The following is a 24,744-nucleotide window of genomic DNA, read 5'->3' as shown; positions in this document are numbered from 1 at the left end:
AAGACGTGGAATTAAGAGAGAAAAGACCTACGTCCATCCAAAATCCTTTAAATTGTCACAGAAAAAGGAGATTTAGCCCTAACGAAAAATGGGTATAGACAATAGACAAGGTTCTACAAAATCCGCTACAATGTATACATATGTTTGAAACTAGTTTACTAGTATTGTGAGAGAACTTGCTAGCAGCAAAAATATGAGGTGAATTATGAATATTTACGGATCAACGATTTCCCAATTGGAACGCGGTTTAGATTTTTCCGCTACAAAAGGTAAAGTCATCTCCCAAAACATCGCGAATGTTGATACGCCTAATTATAAAGCAAAAAATGTCAGTTTTAAGGATGTTTTGTCGAATGTGCAATCCACTACTTTAGAAGCGTATCGTACCAATCCGCGACATCTTCCTTTTAAATCAACTTCGCAACACGCAGGTGTTTTTAACTATAGCAATTTGCGTTATCGACAAGATGGCAATGGAGTGGATATGGATAAGGAGCAGGCGGATCTCGCTGCCAATCAGATTTACTATAATGCACTTGTCGATCGGATCAACGGGAAATTCAATACGTTACAAAATGTCATTAAAGGAGGGGGACGTTAAAGATGACAATATTCCATAGTTTAAACACGTCAGCTTCGGCATTGACAGCGCAGCGTATGCGGATGGATGTCATTTCATCCAATATGGCGAATATCGATACAACGCGAGGTAGGATGGTAGAAGGGGAATGGCAGCCTTATCGTAGGAAAACCGTCTCATTCCAACCGCGGGAAGGGCAATTTTCATCCATGCTGAATGCGGCGATGGGAAAACAAATAAAAGGTTCGGTGGGGTATGGCGTCACGGTTTCAAGTATTAAAGAGGATACCGAAACGCCATTTAAACTTGTCTTCGATCCGGACCATCCTGATGCCAATGAGGAAGGCTATGTCGAAATGCCGAATGTCGACCCGTTAAGGGAAATGATCGACCTAATGTCCGCTACTCGCTCTTATGAAGCGAATATCACCGTGTTGAATGCCAATAAGTCGATGCTTATGAAAGCATTGGAAATTGGCAAATGATAATTTTGAAAGGATGCTGATTAGATGGCCATACAATCCATTTACGGTCAAACACCAAGTGCAGGCGTAATCAAAGCGGGAAATGAAGTGAAGCCGACGCCGTACGAGGCACAACAAAGTTTTGGAACGTTTTTGAAAGAGGCGATTCAAGAAGTCAATCATAAACAATTTGAATCCGATCAAATGACGCAAAAGCTTGTGATGGGCGGAGACGTCGAATTGCATGATGTAATGATTGCTTCCCAAAAAGCATCCATCGCATTGAATGCAACAATGGAAGTGCGTAATAAAGTAATAGAGGCCTATCAGGAAATTATTAGAATGCCAGTTTAAGAACAGTCATAGTGAGTATGGATATTGAATTATGGAAGCTGACCGGGGGATTACAATGAATGAAAGATTGGCGAAAATCAGAACGGATATGAAGCAGTTCTGGTCGAGTCGTACAAAAAAACAAAAAATCACTTATATCAGTTCTGCCGCCGCAATCATCGCGCTTGCTGCATTCCTGACATTTTTTCTGTCCAGAACGGAATATGTGCCACTCTATTCAGACGTATCCCGTGCGGAAATCGGCCGTATTAAAGAGCAGCTGGATAGCCAAGGCGTGCCAAGTCAAATAGCGCCTGGCGGAACTTCAATCCTTGTCCCGCGTGAACGTGTAGATGATTTGCTCGTGACACTTGCAGCCGAAGGATTTCCGAATTCAGGGACAATTGATTATTCCTTTTTCGCCGAAAATGCAGGATTTGGCACGACGGATAACGAGTTCAATATGATCAAGTTAGATACGATGCAAACGGAACTTGCTAACTTGATCAAAGGTTTTGAAGGCGTAAGAGATGCCAGTGTGATGATTACATTGCCGACGCAAAGCGTTTTTCTTAGCAATAGTACAGAACAGGCAAGTGCCGCCATCCGGTTGACGATCGATCCGGGACATCAATTCACCGAGCAACAGATTACTGGACTTTATCATCTTGTAGCCAAAAGTATACCGAATCTGTCGACAGATGACATTAGCATCATGAATCAGTATTTCGAGTATTACGATTTGAACACAAGTCATAATGCTTATGGACCGAGTATCGCGGACCAGATGACGGTGAAAAAGACGATCGAACGTGATTTGCAACGCCAAGTACAGATGATGCTTGGCACGATGATGGGGCCGGATAAGGTCGTCGTATCTGTAACGACGGATATCGATTTTAAACATGAAAATCGCGAAGAATCCCTTGTCGCGCCTGTCGATGAAGAAAGTATGGAAGGGATCGCGCTTAGCGTCCAACGCATTACGGAAACATTTACAGGCAATGGACCGGTAGCAGGTGGAGGACTGGAAGCGGAAGACCCGACCGATAACCGTACAGGATATTTGGAAGGGACATTTGCCAACGGGGATTATGAAAGAGTGGAAGAGACGGTTAACAATGAAGTCAACCGGATTCGGAAAGAAATTGTCGAAAGTCCTTACAAGATCAGGGATATCGGGATCCAGGTCATGGTGGAACCACCTGTAGCGGATGATGCTGCATCGATGCCAGCAGGGTTACAGGAGGATGTCGAACGGATTTTGGAAACGATTATTCGGACATCGATTGACAAAGAAGCGGCGGGCACATTAACAGATGAAGACTTGAATGACAAGATTTACGTCTCTGTTCAACCGTTCAACGGAAAAGTGGTTGAATCTCCGGCAACGGAATCCGTTATCCCGTGGTGGGTATATGTGATAGGTGGGGCACTGTTACTCATTATCATCGTACTGTTCGTATTATTTGTCCGTAATAGAAGAAAAGCACAAGAGACGGAAGAAGAGCTGATTCTCGAGGAGCAGGTTGAACTCGACGTGGACGATATCAATCAAGATATGGAGACGGAAGGGACACTTCGCAGAAAACAACTTGAGAAGATGGCAAAAGAAAAGCCGGAAGAGTTTGCGAAGCTATTGCGTACATGGCTGGCCGAGGAATGATAGGGAGGGATGAATGGTGGTAAAGAAAGAAAAAGGAATGACCGGTAAACAAAAAGCGGCGCTTCTCCTCATATCCCTCGGTCCGGAAGTATCCGCATCCGTCTATAAGCATTTGAGCGAGGAAGAGATAGAACGCCTGACGCTTGAAATTTCAGGCGTAAAAAAAGTTGAGGCGTCTGTGAAAGAAGAGATCATCGAGGAGTTCCATAATATTGCACTTGCTCAGGATTATATTTCCCAAGGGGGAATCGGCTATGCGAAAACGGTCCTCGAAAAAGCACTTGGAAAAGATCATGCACAAGCGATCATCAATCGACTCACATCCTCATTACAAGTAAGGCCCTTTGATTTTGCGAGACGGGCAGATCCAGGACAAATTTTGAATTTCATCCAGAATGAACATCCGCAGACGATTGCACTCATTTTGTCCTATTTGGAGGCAGAGCAAGCCGGAATGATTTTATCGTCTCTCCCTCAAGAAGTGCAAGCGGATATTGCGAAACGAATCGCAACGATGGATTCGACATCTCCGGAAGTGATCAGTGAAATCGAGGCGGTATTGGAGCGCAAGCTATCATCCACTGTTACACAAGATTATACGGAAACAGGCGGGGTGGACGCTGTTGTAGAAGTACTGAATGGCGTGGATCGATCGACAGAGAAAACAATTCTGGATGCACTTGAAATTCAAGATCCGGAACTGGCCGAGGAAATCCGCAAGCGGATGTTCGTGTTCGAGGATATTGTGACATTGGACAACCGTTCCATTCAGCGTATTGTCAGAGATTGTGAAAACGAAGACCTGATTCTATCATTGAAGGTCTCCAGTGAAGAAGTCAAAGAAGTATTGTTCCGGAATATGTCCCAACGGATGGCGGAATCGTTTAAAGATGAAATGGAGATCATGGGACCTGTCCGTTTGAAAGATGTCGAAGAAGCGCAATCTCGTATCGTCGGTATTATCCGCAGACTCGAAGATTCCGGAGAAATCATCATCGCCCGTGGTGGAGGAGATGACGTCATTGTCTAATGTATTCCGCTCTTATCATACGATTATGCAAAACGGAAACAAGAAAGAGATTTCGATTCGTAATCTAACAGTGCCGGAACAGGTGGAAACGAAGAATGAGACGACTCTGGAAGCGATAATGGCAGAAAGGGACCGACTATTACAAGATGCCCATAAATCGATTGAACAGGACAAAATGCTTATCGAGCAAATGAGGCAAACAGCCGCTGAAGATATCGCATCCATGCAAGCTGCCTGGGAAGATGAAAAAGTCAGCCTACAACAACAAGCCTATGACGAAGGCTTTCAAGTCGGCTATGAGGAAGGGCATAACAAAGTGTTATCCGATATGGCTGGATCCATTCGAACCGCCAATGAAGCAACTGAATTGGCCTATACGAATGCACAAAAATACTTGGAAAGTCAAGAACGGATCATTCTAGAACTCGCGATGCGAACAGCGGAACGAATTATGGGACACACGCTTCAAACCGACCCGGAGAGCTATTTGGACTTCGTCAAAAGGGCGTTGAAAGAAGCACGTGAAATGAAAGAAGTTAAATTATATGTGTCACTGGATTATTTTGAACTTGTCTCGGATAATCGGACAGAGCTCGCATCCATCTTTCCTCCGGACGTTCCCTTTTTAATTTTTGTGAACGAAAATTTCGAGGCGACGGATTGCTATATCGAAACGAATCATGGCCGGATCGTCGTAAGCATAGACGAACAATTGAACGAATTAAGGGAGAAACTTGTCGAAATCATGGAAAGTGGGGAATGACGATGAAAAAAGCGGCAGACTTAACTGAATTTATTCCACGAGTGAACACGTTTAAAAAATTCGGTCGGGTTGCCCGTGTCGTCGGCCTCATGATTGAATCACAAGGGCCGGAAAGTTCGATTGGTGATGTCTGTCATATCCATTTAAATGCTGCGGGAAAAGAAGATTCGATCATCCAAGCGGAAGTTGTCGGTTTTAGGGAGGAAATTGTTATCCTGATGCCCTATACGAATATCCGCAATATATCTAGCGGTTGCCTTGTCGAAAGTCTTGGGAAACCTTTAGAGGTGAAGGTCGGCATGAACTTAATCGGCAAAGTGTTGGATTCGATGGGGAGGCCGATCGATAACAGCACGTTGCCAAAAGGATTATCGACGGTCCGGACTGAACAAAATCCACCAAACGCGCTGACGCGCCCACCGATCAATGAAAAACTCGCTGTCGGTGTAAAAGCGATCGACGGCATGCTGACGGTCGGAAATGGTCAACGTGTCGGCATATTTGCAGGTTCTGGTGTAGGAAAAAGTACATTGCTCGGCATGATTGCCCGCAATACGACAGCCGATTTGAATGTCATCGCACTGATCGGGGAACGTGGCCGGGAAGTGCGTGAATTCATCGAACGGGACTTGGGTCCGGAAGGTTTAAGTAGGACGATTGTCGTCGCAGCAACATCCGACCAACCGGCTTTGATGCGCATCAAAGGGGCGTTTACAGCAACGGCGATCGCCGAGTATTTCCGTGACAAAGGGATGAACGTCATGCTCATGATGGACTCTGTCACCCGGGTTGCGATGGCGCAGCGTGAAATTGGACTGGCCGTCGGCGAACCGCCTGCAACACGAGGGTATACGCCTTCTGTTTTTGCAATCTTACCAGAGTTGCTAGAACGGACAGGCACAAACGAGCATGGTGCCATTACAGCATTCTACACGGTTCTTGTCGATGGCGATGATATGAATGAACCGATTGCCGATGCCGTGCGTGGGATTTTGGATGGACATATCGTATTGGATCGGACACTTGCCAACAAAGGGCAGTATCCGGCGATTAATGTCTTGAAAAGTGTCAGCCGTTTGATGAACCATATTGCTGATCCGGAACATATTAAGGCGGCAGAACGATTGAGGGAATTGTATTACACATATGACAAATCCGAGGACTTGATCAATATCGGGGCTTATAAAAGAGGCACGTCGAGGGAAATCGACCAAGCGATCGAATATGAGCCGTTGATCACCAATTTCTTAAAGCAAAGTTTCCAAGATAATATTTCCATGGAAGATACGATCGAAGAACTGGTTTCGCTTGGAACGGGAGGCGGAAACTGATGAAACCTTATCATTATCGCTTCGAAAAAGTATTGACCTACCGAGAGCAGGAAAAGACGGAAACCGAAGCGGCATTCAAAGCATCTATTCAAGCATTTGAGACGGTTGCTACAAAACTATACGATTTGCTGAAAAAGAAAGAAGATGTCCTTCAAGAACAGCAAGAGAAAATGAGCACGGGCTTTTCGGTTAACGAAATTCATCATTATGCCCGGTTCATCGACAGTTTGGAAAAAAGGATTGCCATCTTGCAACAAGAAGTGATCCAAGCCCGTTCAAAAATGAATTGGTATGAGAACAAACTATTGGAAAAATCGCTTGAAGTGAAGAAGTTTGAGAAAATGAAAGAAAAAGATCGTGAACATCATCGCGCTGAGATGAAACAACTAGAAGCAATCGAGCTCGATGAATTGTCGACAATGAAGTTCCGCAGAAGAGAAAACGGGTGGTAATGTGGTGAAACGAACAAAACAATCTACGGAAATGACCGCTAAGGAAAAAAGGACATCCCGCGGCATTTTTCAATCGATACTGCTTTTAGTCATTATCCCTTTGCTATTCGCGACGGCGGTTTTCCTGATCATTGCACAAGTGGCGGATATCAACGTGTTTGACAAGGCGAAAGAGTGGTCCAGCAAGTTGCCATTCAGCTCGGAACAAAATGATAAGCCCGAAGAAACGGAACTTGTATCGGAAGAGCGAGTGGTCACACTTCAAGCCGAGATTCAAGAAAAAGAAGCCCAACTGTTCAAATTACAGCAGCAACTCGATCAGTCTTCAGACGAAAAGAAGCAACTGCTCATGGAACAGGAAAAGCTACTTGAAGAAATTGAAAAGCTCCAACGTGAAAAGGAAGATACGACTAAGCAGTTTGCAGAAATTGTCCGGACTTTTGAACAAATGTCCGCTAAATCAGCAGCCCCTGTTATTACGAATATGAATGATGCCGAAGCGATCCAAATTCTGACGAGTTTGAAGCCGGATGACCTAGCAGCTATTTTAGAAAAAATGTCACCGGAGGATGCAGCAAAATATACGACGATGATGACCAGATGAGATGAAGCCATTTTGAAGGGAGGTGACTAAGTGAATATCGCAGCATTACAAACAATGATAGGTATGCATGTACAAAATAAGACTACGAACGTACAGACAAGCCAAACATCTGGGCAAACGTTTGGATCTGTATTTGGAAGTTTAGCGGTTAACAATCCACAAGCAAACATGTCTGACGTACAGCCAGTTGACGACACAACTTCAGATGAAACGATCATTGCGTTATTGAATGCAACTACGATCGAAGAGTTAGAAGTGATTGCCGGGGAATTAGGTGACGAATCGGAAGAGGGGAATCTCCAATCCGTTACGCACCTTGGCGATATTAACCAACTGGCGGAACAGCTTCATTTAGATACGCAGCAGTTGATGGAGTCGTTATCGCAACTACTGGAAAATGCGGGACAGAGTGAAGTGGAACTTGTTAACTTGTCCGATGTATGGACGGTGTTGGATAGGATTGATAAGATCGCCCCGACTTTTTTCAAAGACTTGACGGATGCTCTTGGAGGGAAAGGTGCCATCTCCAAACAACAAGCAGCAGAATTGTTGACACTATTGAAGGCTATGGAGTTGATCGCACCGAAAACCGATTTGCTTTTGAAGCAAGAACAGCAAGTTTTTGCCTTGCAAATTCAGTTGTCGGCAGCGAGGGAACAGGTTGAAACAAATTTACACGCTAAAAACCAAAGCAAGCAACCTTTGTTCAGCCTTCCGGAGCAGATGCATCCGGTAAGGGTAACCGCCCGGATTGATGCAAGCCAATCGATGAAGGAAGATGGATCCGTAGAAAATGGCGAAAAACAAACGATCCGTCAGACGACACAACAAACTAGCCCACTATCGACCAGTTCATCTCAAAAAGTGTTGGACGAAACGACTATGAAAGTGGGTCAAGATTCTTTGACGAGTGTAAATCAATCCAAAGAAACATCACAGCAAGCTGTGAACAGCACAATTGGAACAGTTGCAGTAGCAAAAGGTGAATTCGCTGTTACGGAACTGGAAAATCATACACGAAGCGAAGCCTTGATCCGTGAAATGCAAACGATTTTCAAACGCTCCAATTTTGGACAGACCGGCGGGACGAACCGGTTACTCATTAAATTGTATCCGGAACATCTTGGACAAGTCCGGATTGAATTATTGCAAACGAACGGCGTCATGACTGCACGTATTCTCGCATCGACAGCTCTTGGGAAAGAGATGTTGGATAGTCAATTGCATCAATTACGACAAGCATTCGTCCAGCAAAACATTCAAATCGATCGCATTGACATTTCACAAACGCTTCAAGATACTGCAAGAAATGATCGCGAGCAAGCCTTTAACCAACAGTTTGGAAGGCAACAGCAAGAAGCTGAACAACAGCATAACCAAAACAGCGAAGAAGATAAGACCTTTCAAGAATATATGATAGAACTGGAGGTGTAACGATGATTGAAGGCCAACAGAAAATTACGGATTCCATGTTTTTGATCAATAAGCAACGTGATGAGCGAAAAACAGGTGACGGGACGCTAGGTAAAGATGATTTCATGAAATTGCTCATCGCCCAATTGCAAAACCAAGACCCGACAAACCCGATGAAAGATAATGAATTCATTGCTCAGATGGCACAGTTTTCCGCGCTTGAACAGACAATGAATCTATCAAAGTCCTTTGAGAAATTTGCAGAAGCGCAAAATCAATCACAACTGATCCAATACAATAACTTTGTCGGTAAGGATATCCGTTGGCATGAAATAACGGAGGAAACTGGAGAGGATGGTAAACCGGTTGTGAACGAAGGGACAGGCAAGATCACTTCCATTAAATTCGTTAATGGTTCAGCTGTATTCACACTGGAAAATGGCAAGGAATTGACACCCGGCAATATTTCCGAAGTGCTTGCAAGTTCGGGGAATACGAATAGTCTTGTCGAGGCAAGCATGTTAATCGGCAAGACAGTCGGTTATATGGATGGAGAAGAAGAAAAGTCCGGAAGGGTCGTCTCCGTGTCCAATAAAGAAGGGAAGCTGCAATATATTTTAGAAGACGGCAGTCGCATTAGCGGCGATCTTTTTACATCAATCAGCCAATAACGGAGATCGGAGCGATGACATGGATAACATAAACCTCCATCGCATTCCATCGCAACCGTTCGTACGCCAAGGACAAGCGCCGCAACTCACACAAAGCCCGACCAAAGCGTTTCTCGACCATCTGAATGAAGCAATGCAACCTGCTGCATTGAAAATCAGCAAGCATGCATCCGACCGATTAGCGGAACGGAATATTCATATATCGGAAGCCGAATGGGCACACATCACAGACAAGGTGAACGAGGCGAAATCGAAAGGAATCAAAGAATCGCTCGTCTTGATGGAACAAGCTGCACTTATCGTCAGCGCCAAAAACGCCACCGTCATTACAGCGATGGATCGCATGGAAGCGAAAGATCAGTTGTTTACAAACATCGACGGCACAATCGTGCTCAGTTAATCATGGCAGGACCTGTTCAGGATGCCATCAGCCGCCGACTGATAGACGCGGCTACACTTAAAAACCGAGAGGGGAAAACAGTAATATGCTACGCTCAATGTACTCAGGAATCTCAGGACTTCGGAACTTCCAAACAAAACTGGACGTCATCGGGAACAATATTTCGAATGTCAATACGTATGGATTTAAAAAAGGACGGGTTATCTTCAAGGATTTGTATTCGCAGACAGTGGCGGGAGCATCAGCGCCAACAGATAATCGCGGTGGAGTTAATCCGAAACAAGTTGGTTTAGGTTCACAAATTGCCGCCATTGATACAATTCATGGAGGAGGCTCAACGCAATATACAGGGAATACATTAGACCTTGCGATTGAAGGGGATGGATACTTCCGGGTTCAAAATGGCGAGGATGAAGAGGATGTACTTTTTACAAGAGCAGGAAATTTTTACTTAGATAAAGGTGAAGGCGACGATGCCGAAGAAGCGAGAATCGTTGATGGTGAGGGGCGTTTTCTATTGGACACAGAAGGGGAACAGATTATAGTTCCGCTTAACGCAACTTCGCTCTCAATTGGACAAAATGGCGCTGTGAATTTTGTTGTAGATGGCGAATTAAATGATGATCCGCAGATAATTTCTTTAGTGAAATTCAATAACCCTGGAGGGCTTGAAAAAGTAGGAGGAAACTACTTTCAAGTATCGGCAAACTCCGGTAATCCATCTGAGGATATGACACCACTTGAAGAAGGACTTGGAGCTATCAAATCTGGCTCCCTAGAAATGTCCAACGTCGACCTTGCTGAAGAATTCACTGAAATGATCGTGGCACAACGTGGTTTCCAAGCAAATACACGGATCATCACGACTTCAGACGAAATCCTTCAAGAGCTTGTCAACCTAAAACGATGATCTAATTTTATCTACTAAGTTAGTATGATTTCACTAGAAAAGGAGGGCCGGGCCGGCTCTTGCTGCCCGGCCCCTTACATATGATTCAAGTTACACGCCTTAATGGCACGGTGTTCACATTGAACGCCTTGTACATAGAAAAAGTAGAGACGTTTCCAGATACGACCATTACCTTGACGACAGGTACGAAATATGTCGTCCTTGATACGGCTGAAGCAGTGCACAGCCGAATTATAGAATTTTATCAGGCGGTCCAGCTGTTATCCAATCCGCATATCCGAGGTGAAGAACATGAAGAATAAAGTGTTGACCATATCCCTGATCATCTTAGTTTGTATTACACTTGTCGGCGTTGTTGCACTCATACTGGTCACACAAATGACAAAAGGGGATTCGGATAAAGAACCGACAATCGATGAAATCATCGAGTCTTCTGTCGATGTCGAAGAGATTACGACGAATCTGGCGGGCAATCAGTTCATCCGGATTTCCTTGAAAATCCAGACGGACAATAAAAAAGCGGCAGCTGAACTGGCCAAACGCGATTTTCAAGTGAAAAATATGGTCATCCAAGAATTGTCCGAGATGACGTCGAAAGACTTGGAAGGGAAGGTCGGGAAACAGGCATTTGAGGATGCAATCAAATCGCAGTTAGATCCGCTGATGCAAGAAGGCCAAATTGAAAAAGTGTATATCGTCTCCTATATTATCCAATGACGATTTATGCAATAACAAATCATATAGAAGGCAGGAGGTGGCCATATGTCCGGGGATATTTTGTCTCAAAACGAGATAGACGCGCTTTTATCGGCGCTATCGACAGGAGAAATGTCAGCAGAAGACATGAAGGCTGAGGAGGAAACCCGGAAGGTCAAAGTGTACGATTTCAAACGTGCCCTCCGCTTTTCCAAAGACCAGATCCGCAGTTTGACGCGGATTCATGAAAACTTTGCCCGTTTGTTGACGACGTATTTTTCGGCTCAACTTCGGACTTATGTTCAGATTAATGTCGCGTCGGTCGACCAAATCCCGTTTGAGGAATTCATCCGTTCCATTCCGAATATGACGCTGATTAATATTTTTGAAGTTCCGCCATTGGATGGGAACATTTTAATGGAAGTAAATCCAAACATCGCTTATTCAATGCTCGACCGTCTAATGGGAGGCGTTGGCGCGAGCCCGGGAAAAGTCGATAATCTGACCGAAATCGAAACGAAAATCATGACCAATCTTTTTGAACGCTCCTTTGATAATTTGCGGGAGGCTTGGTCGGGTATTATCGATATCGATCCTTATTTGAAAGAAATGGAAGTAAATCCCCAGTTTCTACAAATGATTTCGCCGAATGAAACGGTGGTCGTCATCTCCTTCAACATTATGATCGGTGAATCGAGCGGCATGATCAATATTTGTATTCCACATGTCGTCTTGGAACCGATTGTACCGAACTTGTCTGTCAGGTATTGGATGCAGTCCAATAAGAAAGAACCGACGCCAGAGCAAAGCATTTTACTTGAAAGACGGTTAAAAAAAGCACCACTACCGATTGTTGCTCAGTTGGGACAAGGTCAAATGACGGTGGAGGATTTTCTCCATTTACAAGTTGGCGATGTCATTTCACTTGATCGGAAGATTGACGATCCGCTTATTATCAAAGTCGGAAATATACCGAAATTCACTGGACAGCCCGGGCATTTGAGAAATAAGATGGCTATTCAGATTATCGAAACTAGGATAGGAGGGGATGAAGATGATGAGTGATAATATCCTTTCACAAGAAGAAATTGAAGCATTATTACGCGGAGAACCGGTGGGGACTGAAGAATCCGAAGTCTCGTCCACTAAAGAAATCAAGACAGAAGATTATTTGAATGAAATGGAAAAGGATGCACTTGGGGAAATTGGTAATATTTCCTTTGGTAGCTCTGCAACCGCCTTGTCAGCGTTGCTTGGCCAAAAAGTGGAAATTACAACACCGACGATTACTGTTATCGACAAAGAAAGCCTTGAGGCGGAATTCATCCATCCATATGTCGCGATTAAAGTGGAATATACGGAAGGATTAAGTGGCATGAACTTGCTTGTTATCAAGCAAAGTGATGCCGCGATCATCGCAGACCTCATGTTGGGCGGTGACGGCACAACACCGAATATGGATCTCGGTGAAATCCATCTAAGTGCCGTTCAAGAGGCGATGAACCAGATGATGGGATCCGCGGCGACTTCCATGTCGACCGTATTTAATAAAAAAGTGGATATTTCTCCTCCGACGATCGACTTAATGGATGTACAATCCGATCAGGGGCGTGAACATATACCCGAAGATGATTTGCTAGTGAAAGTGTCGTTTACGTTGAAGGTTGGCTCGCTAATCGATTCGGAGATTATGCAACTTCTTCCACTTCGATTCGGAAAAAATCTCGTTATGTCATTAGTAGGCGGCGAGGTAGAGGAGGCTGCAGCGATCGCAGAACAAGCGCCGCCTGTGCAACCGCCGCAGTCGACTCCAACCCAACCCGCATACGAACAAAGTATGCCGGTCGCAGAGCGACAACAGCCTGCAGAGGATCCTTATTTGGGACGGCAAAGTGCCGCACCACAGCCGCCTCCGATGCGGACACAACAACCAATAAATGTCCAGCAAGCACAATTCGCTAGTTTTGACAGTCCGACATTGAATCAGGCCGAATCGAATAATTTAAATATGCTCCTCGACATTCCTCTACAAGTCACTGTAGAATTAGGGAGGACAAAACGTTCTGTCAAAGAAATTTTGGAAATGTCTAGCGGATCGATTATTGAACTTGATAAGTTGGCAGGCGAGCCCGTCGATATATTGGTAAACGATCGCCATATTGCGAAAGGTGAAGTTGTCGTTATCGATGAAAACTTCGGCGTGCGTATTACAGACATTTTAAGTCAGACAGAACGATTGAATAATTTACGATAGATAATATCAGGAGGTAAAGAACATGGGAAAACGTATTTTAATAGTAGATGATGCTGCATTCATGCGCATGATGGTCAAAGATATTTTGACGAAAAACAACTTTGAAGTTGTCGGAGAGGCGGCAGACGGTGCACAAGCAGTCGAAAAGTATATGGAATTGAAACCGGATCTCGTTACGATGGATATTACAATGCCTGAAATGGACGGCATTGCTGCATTGAAAGCAATCAAAGAAAAGGATCCTGCGGCCAAGATCATCATGTGTTCTGCAATGGGACAACAAGCGATGGTCATTGATGCTATCCAAGCGGGCGCAAAAGACTTCATCGTTAAACCGTTTCAAGCGGATCGTGTGATTGAAGCGATTGAAAAAGCTCTGGGATAATCGATAGATGAACTTAGTAGGGATAAAAAAGTATTTGTCTATTTTCCTCCTGTTACTGTTAGTTGGAAGCCAACTGCCACCAAAATCCGTTTTGGCAGCGGATGATCCGAACATGTCAGTTAAGGATTCCTTGGAAGACAAAGACAAACAGGATGAAGAACATGAAGAAATTGAATTTGACGATGAATCTCCAGCTGCCGGTCGTTCTGACGGGGCAGCTGTTGGTACGTCAGTGACAGATTACATAAAAGTTGTCTTCGCCTTGCTGTTTGTCATCGGTCTATTATACGGATTGCTGAAATTGATCAATCGTAAAAATAGGCTATACGATAAAACGCGCCTGATGAAAAATATGGGAGGACTTTCCCTCGGACAGCATAAGTCCATCCAGTTGGTCGTCATTGGCCAATCGTATTACTTGATCGGTGTCGGAGATGATATCCGCCTTCTGAAAGAAATTACGGATCCAGAAGAAATTAAAGCGCTCCAAGCTTTTTATGAAGGGGAGAACTTGAACGCGACAACCGCAACAGGTATGCTTCATCGCATACTGACGAAAGTGCAAGGTAAATCGTCAACAAGGAAAGCCGAAGATGAACCGGCAGCATTTGGTCATCTCTTCCAATCCAAGCTTGATGAATTGAAAGAGGAGAGAAAACGACAGATTAGCAAGTTGACAGAAAAGGAGCGCGACCGAAATGAATGATTTTGTTCAATTTTTTTCGGATAGTGATCCGTCCAACGTATCAACTTCCATTAAACTGATGCTTTTGCTGACTGTTTTGTCCCTTGCGCCCGCTATCCTCATTTTGATGACATCATTTGCGCGGATCATCATCGTTCTGTCTTTTGTCAGAACGGCGCTGGCGACACAACAGATGCCTCCGAACCAAGTTCTTGTCGGTCTTGCACTATTTTTAACATTTTTCATTATGGCTCCGACATTTCAGCAAGTGAATGAGCAGGCACTGACGCCATTATTTGCGGAAGAGATTACACTGGAAGAAGCTTACGAACAGGCAAGTATTCCGTTTAAAGAGTTTATGAGCGAGCATACGAGACAGAAAGATTTGGAATTATTCCTTCGTTACAACGGGGCGGAACGACCTGAAACATTGGAAGAAATCCCCTTGACGATGCTTGTCCCCGCATTCGCCTTAAGCGAAATCAAAACCGCTTTCCAAATGGGTTTCATGGTGTTCATTCCGTTCCTTGTCATTGATATGATTGTGGCTAGTGTTTTAATGTCGATGGGGATGATGATGTTACCGCCTGTCATGATTTCCTTGCCATTTAAAATTTTACTCTTTATTCTCGTGGATGGTTGGTATCTCGTTATTAAATCATTATTGCAAAGTTTTTAGGAGGGGTTTGAATGACAAGCGAAACGGTCATAGCAATAGCGGAGCGTGCGATATGGGTCATCCTTTTGGCATCAGGCCCCCTCCTTTTAGTCGCATTGCTGACAGGACTTGCCGTCAGTATATTCCAAGCGACAACTCAAATACAAGAACAGACACTAGCATTTGTACCTAAAATTATTGCTGTTCTTGTAGCGATCGTTTTTTTCGGACCATGGATGTTAGCAAGAGTCACGGCTTTTGCGGCTGATATTTTCGATAATCTCGTTCGGTATATCGGGTGACGAGATGGATGAATTAATCCCATCATTAGCCGTTTATTTACTTGTATTAACCCGTGTCACTGCATTTTTTGTCACGGCTCCGCTTTTTTCTTATCGATCCATTCCGACGACCCACCGTATCATTCTCGGTGCATTGCTCGCGTGGATGCTTGTCTATTCCATTGACGCTCCCGAGTTGGAGATTGATGGTGCCTATCTTTTGCTTGTCATGAAAGAAGCGATGACTGGGCTATTTATCGGCATCATTGCATTTATCGTTATGTCGGCTATTCAAATAGCCGGTGGATTTATCGATTTTCAAATGGGTTTTGCTATTGCCAACGTCATCGATCCGCAAACAGGCGCACAATCGCCGCTTCTTGGTCAGTTTTTCAATTCGCTGGCGATCTTATTATTGCTCGCATTGAATGGACATCATATGCTGCTGGATGGCATTTTTTATAGTTATCAATTCATTCCGTTGGATCAGCTTTGGCCGGCATTTGGAGAGGAACGTCTTATTGAATTTGTCGTCCGGACATTTGCAATGTCTTTTGCCATTGCCTTTCAAATGTCGATCCCGATTGTAGCGACATTATTTCTCGTCGATTTGGCATTGGGGATTACAGCGAGAACCGTTCCACAATTGAATATTTTTGTCGTCGGTTTTCCGATTAAGATTGGTGTGAGTTTTGTTGTTCTGTTCATCACGATGGGTGTCATGATTCAAGTGATGCGGAAGTTATTTGAAGTGATGATTTTAAGTATGCGAGACTTGATGGTTCTTCTTGGAGGTGGCTAAACGAATGCTATTGCGCTTAGATCTGCAATTTTTTGCGGGCGAAAAGACGGAGAAGGCTACGCCCAAGAAGCGTCAAGATTCACGTAAAAAAGGGCAAGTCCTGAAAAGTCAGGATGTCACGAGCGCGATTGTCCTTTTATCTGTCTTTCTTTTTCTTTTTTTTGCAGCCGGGTTCATGCGTGATCGTTTTACTTTCTTTTTTTCGCATGTTTTTACACAGTATGTCCCGATCACATCAATGGACATTGACCAGACCATGCTCATTTATTCAGAAATTATGCTTCAAATGGCTTTCATTCTGTTGCCAATCATGTTAATCGCGGTCGTGGCAGGAATAGCCGGAAACTTGTTTCAGTTCGGCTTCAACTTTACGACGGAGCCATTGAAATTCGATTTAAAGAAAATCGATCCCATTAAAGGACTTAAACGTATTTTTTCCATCCGTGCCATTGTTGAACTTTTAAAATCGATCTTGAAAATTTCGTTCATCGGTACGGTCACGTTTCTTATCGTTTTTTTGAATATAGACAAAGTACTTGGATTAGCGTATAAGACGCCGTTGGATACACTTTCGACGATTGCTCAGCTCACTGTGCTAATGGGCATTATCGCGTCTTTTGTATTGCTGTTTATTGCAATTTTGGATTTCATTTATCAGAAATATGACTATGAAAAAAATCTCCGGATGTCCAAACAGGATATAAAGGATGAACATAAAAATGCGGAAGGGGATCCGATGATTAAATCCCGTATTAAACAACGGCAACGGGAGATGGCGATGCGTCGAATGATGCAGGAAGTCCCGCAAGCGGATGTTGTTATTACGAACCCGACGCATTATGCGATTGCAATCAAGTATGATGACGGGGATATGGATGCGCCCGTCGTCGTCGCGAAAGGTGTCGATTTCGTGGCACAAAAAATTAAAATAATTGCCAAGGAAAACGAGATTGTCATGGTTGAAAATCGACCGTTGGCAAGATCGCTTTATGATGAAGTGGAGATTGGGGACCGGATCCCCGAACAGTTCTTTAAGGCGGTCGCTGAAGTATTGGCGTATGTCTATCGAATTCAACGCAAAATATGAACATAAATGCGTCTAGATAATTTACAAGAAAGTGGGGATGACATGCAATTTAGAGATATAGGTGTGCTTGCGGCGGTCATCATGATTGTTGCGATGCTTGTCATCCCGCTTCCCACATGGCTGTTAAGCTTTCTGATCATCATTAACATTACACTCGGCTTAATGGTTTTGCTGACTGCCATGAATATGAAGGAAGCGCTGGAATTTTCCATTTTTCCAACGATCGTTTTACTTTTGACATTGTTCAGGGTCGGGTTGAACATTTCGACCACAAGGGCTATTTTGACGAATGGAGATGCCGGCGGAGTCGTTGAGACGTTCGGAACGTTTGTAACCGGCGGGAATATTGTCGTCGGGCTTGTTGTTTTTGCCATTTTGGTCATTATCCAGTTTATCGTTATTACAAAAGGGGCGGAGCGTGTATCGGAAGTGGCTGCCCGTTTTACACTCGATGCGATGCCCGGAAAACAAATGAGTATTGACGCAGATTTGAACGCTGGTATGATTTCTGAAACGGAAGCGCGGATGCGCCGTGAAAAGGTAGGTAATGAAGCGGATTTCTATGGTGCAATGGACGGTGCGACCAAATTTGTCAAAGGGGACGCCATTGCGAGTATCATCATCGTCATCATCAACTTGCTTGTCGGGATGATTATCGGAGTTGCGCAGATGGGGCTCCCATTTGGCGAAGCGGCGGTACTCTTCTCTCAATTGACGGTCGGAGACGGGATTGTATCGCAAATTCCGGCACTTCTTATTTCAACGGCAACCGGGATTGTCGTGACACGCGCGACATCGGAAGGGAACCTAGGTGCCGATATAACGGGGCAGTTGCTAGGGCAACCGAAATTATTATACGTTGCAGCCGCTACGATTCTATTGCTTGGACTAGCAACACCGATCAACGACATGGTGACTATTCCGATTGCAGCCGCCCTTGCAGCAGGCGCATTTACGATGTCACGCAAAACGGTTGAAGATCCGGAAGAACTTTTAGAGATGGAAGAGGACGTTGAAACAGAAGGCATGAAAAGTCCTGAAAATGTCGTCAATCTCTTGAATGTCGATCCAATTGAGTTCGAGTTCGGTTATGGACTTATCCCACTTGTGGATGCGACGCAAGGTGGGGATCTTCTCGACCGTGTCGTCATGATCCGTAGGCAATTGGCAATTGAGTTAGGCCTCGTCATTCCGGTTGTCCGGATCCGGGATAATATTCAATTGCAACCAAATGAGTACCGAATCAAAATTAAGGGAAGTGAATTAGCAAGGGGCGAATTATTGCTGGACCATTATCTTGCGATGAGCCCGGGAGGAGATGATTCCATCGAAGGGATCGATACAATCGAGCCGTCATTCGGACTTCCGGCCAAATGGATTACGGAGGATGTCAAGGAAGATGCGGAGATTATTGGCTATACAGTCGTCGATCCGCCAAGTGTCGTTTCCACTCATTTAACAGAAGTGATCCGTGCCCATGCAGCAGATTTGATCGGTCGACAGGAAACGAAGCAGCTCATCGACCATGTACGGGAAACATATCCGATTCTTGTTGATGAACTGACGCCTACCCCATTATCCATTGGGGAAATCCAGAAAGTCCTCGCCAAACTGTTGCGGGAACATGTATCCATCCGGAACTTGCCAATCATCTTTGAAACATTGGCCGATTACTCGAAGTATACGTCCGATGTCGATGTGCTGACGGAATATGTCAGACAGGCACTGGCCCGCCAGATTACGAATCAGTATGCAGCGGCAGGTCAATCGCTGAAAGTGCTAACGGTATCCGGTAAAGTGGAAAAATCGATAGCCGATACGATCCAGCAGACTGAACAAGGGAATTACTTATCGATGGATCCGGCCGTTTCTCAGGAAATCAATGAGTCGATCGCACGGGAAGTGGAGCGTGTCGCATTAATGGATCAGTCGCCTGTCGTTCTTTGTTCGCCGGCAATCCGTATGTACTTGAGACAAATTACAGAACGCTATTTCCCACAAATTCCAATCTTATCTTACAATGAACTTGAAGCATCGATTGAAGTCCAAAGTGTCGGGATGGTGGATATCTGATGAAAATGAAAAGGTATACGGCGGACACGATGGTGGACGCGATGAAAAAAGTGCGGTCCGATTTTGGCGATGATGCCATCATCCTCAGTTCGACTGTCGTCAAATCGAAAGGTTTTCTCGGTTTGTTCAGAAAACGTTCTGTTGAAGTCGTTGCAGGATTTGATGAGCCGGTGCAAAAGGAAATGGCACCTGGTATCCCTCAACCTTCTCAGCAAGTTCAAAGCGATAGTCAAGCTTCTTTGGAATTGCAGAAGGAAATGAACGATATGAAAAAGATGTTGAAGAGCATGCAACAATCCGCGACTTACGTCCAGTTTCCTGATGAGATGAAACCTTTGCTGACTAGCTTGGAGAAGCAAGGATTGGCTGCGTCATTCATCACGATGATCGGTGAGGAATTGTTCAAACGGATGAAAGCGGAAAAAAGGGACTTCACGGATCGCGAGCAATGTCAGTTCGTCAAGGAAATCCTCGAGCGAGAGTTTGACAGTTTACCATTCGGCGGTATTTCATTTCAAAAAAAATACATTAATGTATTAGGCCCGACCGGAGTTGGCAAAACGACGACGATCGCTAAAATTGCTGCGAGGGCCTTACTCGAAAATAAGAAGAAAATCGGCTTTATCACAACGGATACGTACCGGATTGCAGCCATTGAGCAACTCCGGACATACGCCAATCTATTGCAAGCGCCAGTCGAGATTGCGTACAACCATGCAGATTTTAAAGAGGCGATCGCGAAGCTTTCCGATCGTGAGCTCATTTTCATCGACACGGCTGGTCGCAATTATAAAGAAGCTAAATTTGTCGAAGATTTATCGCAACTTATTGACTTCTCATTGGATATGGAATCTTTCCTTGTGTTGTCGATGACGTCAAAGGAGGAGGATATGCGGGTCATTGTTGATCAATTTAACGCATTTCCAATCGAAAAGTTCATTTTTACGAAAATGGATGAGACGGGATCGATCGGTTCCATGTTTAATTTGATGAAAGATTATGGAATCGGGACAGCTTATTATACGGATGGACAAGAAGTACCGGAAGACATTACGGAAGCGGATCGCCAAAAACTGATCGACCTGCTGTTCAAAGGTGAAGCAGATGCGTGATCAAGCGGAATCTCTTAGACTTAAGATGCTGAAGGCACAGGGTGAACTTTCAAGATCGATTGCCATCGTCAGTGGCAAAGGCGGTGTCGGAAAATCCAATTTTTCGACCAATTTTGCCCATGCCCTTCTCGCTAAAGGAAAAAAAGTGCTCATTATCGATATGGATATCGGCATGGGGAATATTCATATATTACTTGGCCTGGCTCCGCGATATAGTTTAAAAGATTATTTAGTCGGAACGGAAGCGTTATCCCAAGTGATCAATGAAGCTTCGGGCGGTTTGCATTTCATTGCTGGCGGTTCTGGTTTGGACACTGTGATGGAATGGTCACCTTCCATGTTTGATAGGTTGATTCAAGCATTTGAACAATTGCAGAAAGACTATGATTTCATCCTGTTCGATATGGGGGCAGGAGCAACCCAGACAGCGATTGAAATCGTTATTGCTGTGGATGAAATCATCGTCATCTCGACAACAGAGCCTACATCGATTACGGATGCTTATTCAATGATGAAGTTCATATGCTTGCAAGATCCCGAGAAAACATTCCATATTGTCAGTAACCGTGTGTCGAAAGGGGACGATGGCAAGGATGCTGTTGCAAGACTCCAGTTTGCTGCACGGAAGTTTTTAGACAAAGAAACGGAAATTCTCGGCTTTCTCCCAGAAGACCCTGCTGTACATCAGGCTGTGCTTGCTCAAAAGCCCTTTCTCCAGCTTTATCCGAATGCGCCAATTTCTAAAAGGATGATGGCGATTGCAGACGTTTTTCTAGGTATCGAACCCAAAAAAGACATCCGAAAAGGGGAGCGATTCCTCGGAAAGTTGAGAAGTATTTTTACGAAAGGACGTGGCTGATTTGAATACAGGCAGTCGAAAGAAAGCGCTTGTGGTAGATGATTCAGCGTTCATGCGAAAGCTCATATCCGATTTCCTTTCAAGTCATCCTAAAATTGAGGTGATCGGGACTGCTCGCAACGGTCAAGATGCGATTGAAAAAGTGGTGGCATTGAAACCTGATGTAGTCACAATGGATATTGAGATGCCGTTAATGAATGGTCTTGAAGCTCTTCAAGAAATCATGGCCAAACACCCAGTCCCTGTTGTCATGCTGTCCAGTACAACTGAAATCGGCGCAGAAAATACGATGCTGGCAATGGAGTATGGAGCGGTTGATTTCATCGCTAAACCCGGCGGTGCCATCTCATTGAATTTGCATGAAGTGCGTGACGAAATTGTCGAAAAGGTCATTTCAGCTTCGGAAGTTCGTTTGTCGACATTGACAAGGAAGACTTCAAGTCCACTTGTAGCGGTGCCGAGCGTCTTAAAAAAAGGTGTCAAATCAACTCCGTTGCAACGCGATATAACCCCACTTTCCGATATTCGTCCTCGAATGCCGGACGTTAAGATTCCCAAAAGAGGTAAGACATTTGTTATAATAGGCACATCGACAGGGGGGCCTAGAGCACTACAAGAAGTGCTGACTCAATTACCCGAATCGATCGGAGTCCCGATTCTCGTTGTGCAGCATATGCCACCAGGTTTTACGAAGTCGCTTGCAGACCGGCTTAACAGTTTATGCAGTATACAGGTAAAAGAAGCGGAACATGGAGAGCTTCTTGGCAATGGAACGGCATATATTGCGCCTGGTGGCAAACATTTGAAGATGGTGAAAAAAGGTGTTTCTTATTACGCACAGCTGGATGATTTGGAGTCTCCGCGTATGGGGCACCGCCCTTCTGTAGATGTTCTTCTCGAATCCGCTGCGACCTGTGCTGATGTCAATTATGTCACTGTCATTATGACAGGGATGGGCAATGACGGCACGAGGGGTATGGAAGTTCTTCGAAGAAAAGGCAGGACGGTTACAATCGCTGAATCTGCAAATACATCGATTGTCTACGGAATGCCAAAAGCAATAAAGGAAGCCGGTTTTGCTGATAGAATTGTGGATTTACAAGACATCCCGGATTCGATACTGGAAATGATAAAGGCCTAAGGGGGCGGCATTATGGATACAAATCAATATTTGGAAATGTTCATTGAAGAAAGTAAGGAGCATTTGCAATCATGTAATGAACATTTATTGGAACTGGAAAATAACCCGGAAGATCTTGGAATCGTCAATGAAATCTTCCGGTCTGCCCATACGTTGAAGGGAATGTCCGCTACGATGGGCTACGAAGATATCGCCGATTTGACTCACAAGATGGAGAATGTACTGGATGCCATCCGCAACGCTAAAATCCGGGTCACTACGGAAATTATCGATGTAGTCTTTCAGGCTGTCGATGATTTGGAAGAGATGGTGCTTGATATTGCAGCGGGCGGAACAGGAAAAAAAGACGTCCAGGAACTGGTTGAAGTACTCAATCGGATTGAAGCGGGCGGATCAGCGGTAGTGGCGGCATCCGCTGAAACTGCGGCAACAGCGGTAGCAGAAATGGAAACGCAACAAAATGGACATTCGGACTTACAATTTGATGAATATGATATGACAGTTATTGGCCAGTCATTTGAGCAAGGCTATCAGGCGTACGAAATCTCGATCCAATTGCGGGAAGATTGCTTGCTGAAAGCTGCTAGGGTTTTTATGATCTTTGAAATATTCGAGAAAAGTGGAGAGGTTATCAAAACCGTACCAGCTGTCGAACAGCTGGAAAATGAAGATTTTGAAGAGACCTTTGCTGTCGCACTTCTTACAAAAGAAGAAGCGGATGTCCTAAAGGCCAAAATCATGAAAGTATCTGAAGTTGAAAACGTCGTTGTAAGGCCTATTACGAACGAAACATTGCTTCAAGGTAGAGTTGAAAAAGAAGAAAACATAGTTAAGAAAGCGGCAGTCGAAAAAGTCGATTCACCAACAAATCCGAAAAGTGCTGTAGTTTCGGGGGAGAAACAGAATCGCAAAAACGTCACAGCGCAAGCCGGTAACAAAACGATTCGTGTCAATATCGATCGATTGGATATTCTGATGAATCTGTTTGAGGAACTCGTCATAGACCGTGGTAGGCTTCAATCGATCGCAAGTGAATTACATAATGCCGAATTGACGGAAACGGTGGAACGGATGACGAGAATTTCTGGTGATTTGCAGACGATTATTTTGAATATGCGCATGATACCGGTAGAGACTGTGTTCAATCGGTTCCCGAAAATGGTCCGACAATTAGCGCGTGATCTTGATAAGAAAATTGCCTTGGAAATCGTAGGTGCCGAGACGGAACTCGATCGGACCGTCATCGATGAAATTGGTGACCCGCTCGTCCATTTAATCCGTAATGCGTTGGATCATGGAATTGAAAAACCGGCTGAACGGCTTGCAAAAGGGAAGCCGGAGGAAGGGACAGTTACGCTTCGTGCCTATCATTCTGGAAATCATGTGTTCATTGAATTGGAAGACGATGGTGCTGGCGTCAATCGTGAGCGTGTTCTCGCTAAAGCAATTAGCAATGGAATCGTCTCCGCAGAAATGGCTGATACGCTAACAGATAAGCAAGTGGCAGAACTTATACTGGCATCCGGCTTTTCTACAGCTGAAAAGATTTCCGATGTTTCCGGGCGTGGGGTCGGTCTCGATGTCGTAAAAAACACCATCGAGTCACTTGGTGGTCATATTTCGATCGATTCGAAAGAAGGGTACGGATCCTTATTCCAAGTCCAACTTCCACTGACATTGTCCATCATATCGGTCATGCTTGTCGAATTGGAGAAAGAGATGTACGCGATTCCGCTGTCGTCCATTATTGAAACAGCCATTATTCAGACGTCGGATATCATGAATGCACATAATCAGAAAGTGATAGATTTCCGTGGCAATATCGTGCCACTCGTCGATTTGAAAGAAATTTTTGAAACGGCGGATGGAGACTATGAAGCAGACGACTACCAGTCGGTTGTGATCGTTCGAAAAGGGGATAAGCTTGCAGGATTAGTCGTGGACTCTTTCATCGGTCAACAGGAAATTGTCTTGAAATCGCTCGGGAATTATTTGCAAAATGTCTTCGCAATATCCGGCGCAACGATTCTAGGAAATGGACAAGTTGCACTGATTGTCGATTGCAACGCATTGATTAAATAAGCGGGAGTGATG

At 44.5% G+C, this 24,744-nt stretch carries 28 protein-coding genes; all 28 read left to right on the top strand.

Going from position 1 to position 24,744, the window contains the following annotated elements; translation table 11 throughout:
• The first annotated feature begins 205 nt into the window (after positions 1-205).
• The 28 genes from flgB (at position 206) to MHZ95_RS01920 (ending at position 24,732) form a co-directional block, all read left to right on the top strand.
• Positions 206-601: a flagellar basal body rod protein FlgB gene (gene flgB / locus MHZ95_RS02055; protein WP_239388834.1), complete on the top strand. Its 396-nt coding sequence runs from the start codon at positions 206-208 to the stop codon at positions 599-601.
• Between the two features lie 2 nt (positions 602-603).
• Entirely contained in the window at positions 604-1,065 is a 462-nt protein-coding gene (gene flgC / locus MHZ95_RS02050; RefSeq protein ID WP_239388833.1) for a flagellar basal body rod protein FlgC, read from the top strand.
• A 24-nt stretch (positions 1,066-1,089) separates the two neighbouring features.
• A complete protein-coding gene (fliE, locus tag MHZ95_RS02045; RefSeq protein WP_239388832.1) occupies positions 1,090-1,398 on the top strand; it encodes a flagellar hook-basal body complex protein FliE in 309 nt (102 codons plus the stop codon).
• 55 nt (positions 1,399-1,453) lie between these two features.
• Positions 1,454-3,043 carry a flagellar basal-body MS-ring/collar protein FliF gene (fliF, locus tag MHZ95_RS02040; protein ID WP_239388831.1) on the top strand — a complete coding sequence of 530 codons (1,590 nt, stop codon included), beginning with the start codon at positions 1,454-1,456 and terminating at the stop codon, positions 3,041-3,043.
• A gap of 16 nt (positions 3,044-3,059) precedes the next feature.
• Positions 3,060-4,073: a flagellar motor switch protein FliG gene (gene fliG, locus MHZ95_RS02035; protein ID WP_239388830.1), complete on the top strand. Its 1,014-nt coding sequence runs from the start codon at positions 3,060-3,062 to the stop codon at positions 4,071-4,073.
• The gene (fliH, locus tag MHZ95_RS02030) at positions 4,057-4,836 is read left to right on the top strand and encodes a flagellar assembly protein FliH (protein WP_239388829.1); all 780 of its coding nucleotides are present in this window, start codon (positions 4,057-4,059) and stop codon (positions 4,834-4,836) included. Before fliG ends, fliH begins: the two co-directional genes overlap by 17 nt.
• Positions 4,833-6,167 (top strand): flagellar protein export ATPase FliI, encoded by a 1,335-nt coding sequence (gene fliI / locus MHZ95_RS02025; protein WP_239388828.1) that lies wholly within the window; start codon positions 4,833-4,835, stop codon positions 6,165-6,167. The genes fliH and fliI overlap by 4 nt, the downstream gene beginning before the upstream one ends.
• Positions 6,167-6,619 (top strand): flagellar export protein FliJ, encoded by a 453-nt coding sequence (gene fliJ, locus MHZ95_RS02020; protein ID WP_239388827.1) that lies wholly within the window; start codon positions 6,167-6,169, stop codon positions 6,617-6,619. The genes fliI and fliJ overlap by 1 nt, the downstream gene beginning before the upstream one ends.
• Before the next feature lie 4 nt (positions 6,620-6,623).
• A complete protein-coding gene (locus MHZ95_RS02015) occupies positions 6,624-7,223 on the top strand; it encodes a MotE family protein (protein ID WP_239388826.1) in 600 nt (199 codons plus the stop codon).
• Between the two features lie 30 nt (positions 7,224-7,253).
• Positions 7,254-8,657 carry a flagellar hook-length control protein FliK gene (locus tag MHZ95_RS20955; RefSeq protein ID WP_239388825.1) on the top strand — a complete coding sequence of 468 codons (1,404 nt, stop codon included), beginning with the start codon at positions 7,254-7,256 and terminating at the stop codon, positions 8,655-8,657.
• Between the two features lie 2 nt (positions 8,658-8,659).
• A complete protein-coding gene (gene flgD, locus MHZ95_RS02005) occupies positions 8,660-9,307 on the top strand; it encodes a flagellar hook assembly protein FlgD (RefSeq protein WP_239388824.1) in 648 nt (215 codons plus the stop codon).
• A 19-nt stretch (positions 9,308-9,326) separates the two neighbouring features.
• Positions 9,327-9,707 (top strand): TIGR02530 family flagellar biosynthesis protein, encoded by a 381-nt coding sequence (locus tag MHZ95_RS02000; RefSeq protein WP_239388823.1) that lies wholly within the window; start codon positions 9,327-9,329, stop codon positions 9,705-9,707.
• An 85-nt stretch (positions 9,708-9,792) separates the two neighbouring features.
• The gene (flgG, locus tag MHZ95_RS01995) at positions 9,793-10,617 is read left to right on the top strand and encodes a flagellar basal body rod protein FlgG (RefSeq protein ID WP_239388822.1); all 825 of its coding nucleotides are present in this window, start codon (positions 9,793-9,795) and stop codon (positions 10,615-10,617) included.
• A gap of 80 nt (positions 10,618-10,697) precedes the next feature.
• Positions 10,698-10,919 (top strand): flagellar FlbD family protein, encoded by a 222-nt coding sequence (locus MHZ95_RS01990; RefSeq protein ID WP_239389180.1) that lies wholly within the window; start codon positions 10,698-10,700, stop codon positions 10,917-10,919.
• Positions 10,909-11,334 (top strand): flagellar basal body-associated protein FliL, encoded by a 426-nt coding sequence (gene fliL / locus MHZ95_RS01985; RefSeq protein ID WP_255726509.1) that lies wholly within the window; start codon positions 10,909-10,911, stop codon positions 11,332-11,334. The genes MHZ95_RS01990 and fliL overlap by 11 nt, the downstream gene beginning before the upstream one ends.
• 45 nt (positions 11,335-11,379) lie before the next feature.
• Positions 11,380-12,378, top strand: coding sequence for a flagellar motor switch protein FliM (gene fliM / locus MHZ95_RS01980; RefSeq protein ID WP_239388820.1), 999 nt, complete (start codon positions 11,380-11,382; stop codon positions 12,376-12,378).
• Positions 12,371-13,567, top strand: a complete 1,197-nt coding sequence (gene fliY, locus MHZ95_RS01975) for a flagellar motor switch phosphatase FliY (RefSeq protein ID WP_239389179.1) — start codon at positions 12,371-12,373, stop codon at positions 13,565-13,567. The genes fliM and fliY overlap by 8 nt, the downstream gene beginning before the upstream one ends.
• Before the next feature lie 22 nt (positions 13,568-13,589).
• Positions 13,590-13,952, top strand: coding sequence for a response regulator (locus tag MHZ95_RS01970; RefSeq protein WP_239388819.1), 363 nt, complete (start codon positions 13,590-13,592; stop codon positions 13,950-13,952).
• A gap of 7 nt (positions 13,953-13,959) precedes the next feature.
• Positions 13,960-14,658 (top strand): flagellar biosynthetic protein FliO, encoded by a 699-nt coding sequence (locus MHZ95_RS01965; RefSeq protein WP_239388818.1) that lies wholly within the window; start codon positions 13,960-13,962, stop codon positions 14,656-14,658.
• On the top strand, positions 14,651-15,316 hold the full coding sequence (gene fliP / locus MHZ95_RS01960) for a flagellar type III secretion system pore protein FliP (protein ID WP_239388817.1): 666 nt from the start codon (positions 14,651-14,653) through the stop codon (positions 15,314-15,316). The genes MHZ95_RS01965 and fliP overlap by 8 nt, the downstream gene beginning before the upstream one ends.
• A gap of 11 nt (positions 15,317-15,327) precedes the next feature.
• Positions 15,328-15,597, top strand: coding sequence for a flagellar biosynthesis protein FliQ (fliQ, locus tag MHZ95_RS01955; protein WP_239388816.1), 270 nt, complete (start codon positions 15,328-15,330; stop codon positions 15,595-15,597).
• A gap of 4 nt (positions 15,598-15,601) precedes the next feature.
• Positions 15,602-16,378 (top strand): flagellar biosynthetic protein FliR, encoded by a 777-nt coding sequence (gene fliR, locus MHZ95_RS01950; protein ID WP_239388815.1) that lies wholly within the window; start codon positions 15,602-15,604, stop codon positions 16,376-16,378.
• A gap of 4 nt (positions 16,379-16,382) precedes the next feature.
• Positions 16,383-17,465 carry a flagellar biosynthesis protein FlhB gene (gene flhB, locus MHZ95_RS01945; protein WP_239388814.1) on the top strand — a complete coding sequence of 361 codons (1,083 nt, stop codon included), beginning with the start codon at positions 16,383-16,385 and terminating at the stop codon, positions 17,463-17,465.
• Between the two features lie 42 nt (positions 17,466-17,507).
• Positions 17,508-19,538, top strand: coding sequence for a flagellar biosynthesis protein FlhA (flhA, locus tag MHZ95_RS01940; RefSeq protein ID WP_239388813.1), 2,031 nt, complete (start codon positions 17,508-17,510; stop codon positions 19,536-19,538).
• A complete protein-coding gene (flhF, locus tag MHZ95_RS01935) occupies positions 19,538-20,650 on the top strand; it encodes a flagellar biosynthesis GTPase FlhF (RefSeq protein ID WP_239388812.1) in 1,113 nt (370 codons plus the stop codon). Before flhA ends, flhF begins: the two co-directional genes overlap by 1 nt.
• On the top strand, positions 20,643-21,509 hold the full coding sequence (locus MHZ95_RS01930; RefSeq protein ID WP_239388811.1) for a MinD/ParA family protein: 867 nt from the start codon (positions 20,643-20,645) through the stop codon (positions 21,507-21,509). The genes flhF and MHZ95_RS01930 overlap by 8 nt, the downstream gene beginning before the upstream one ends.
• 1 nt (position 21,510) lies before the next feature.
• Positions 21,511-22,650, top strand: coding sequence for a protein-glutamate methylesterase/protein-glutamine glutaminase (locus MHZ95_RS01925; RefSeq protein ID WP_239388810.1), 1,140 nt, complete (start codon positions 21,511-21,513; stop codon positions 22,648-22,650).
• A 12-nt stretch (positions 22,651-22,662) separates the two neighbouring features.
• Positions 22,663-24,732 (top strand): chemotaxis protein CheA, encoded by a 2,070-nt coding sequence (locus tag MHZ95_RS01920; protein WP_239388809.1) that lies wholly within the window; start codon positions 22,663-22,665, stop codon positions 24,730-24,732.
• The last annotated feature ends 12 nt before the right edge of the window (positions 24,733-24,744 follow it).

It is taken from the genome of Sporosarcina sp. ACRSM (assembly GCF_022346545.1).
Classification (GTDB): domain Bacteria; phylum Bacillota; class Bacilli; order Bacillales_A; family Planococcaceae; genus Sporosarcina.
Note: the sequence above shows the minus strand (reverse complement) of the source record. Positions and strands in the feature narration are given on the sequence as shown.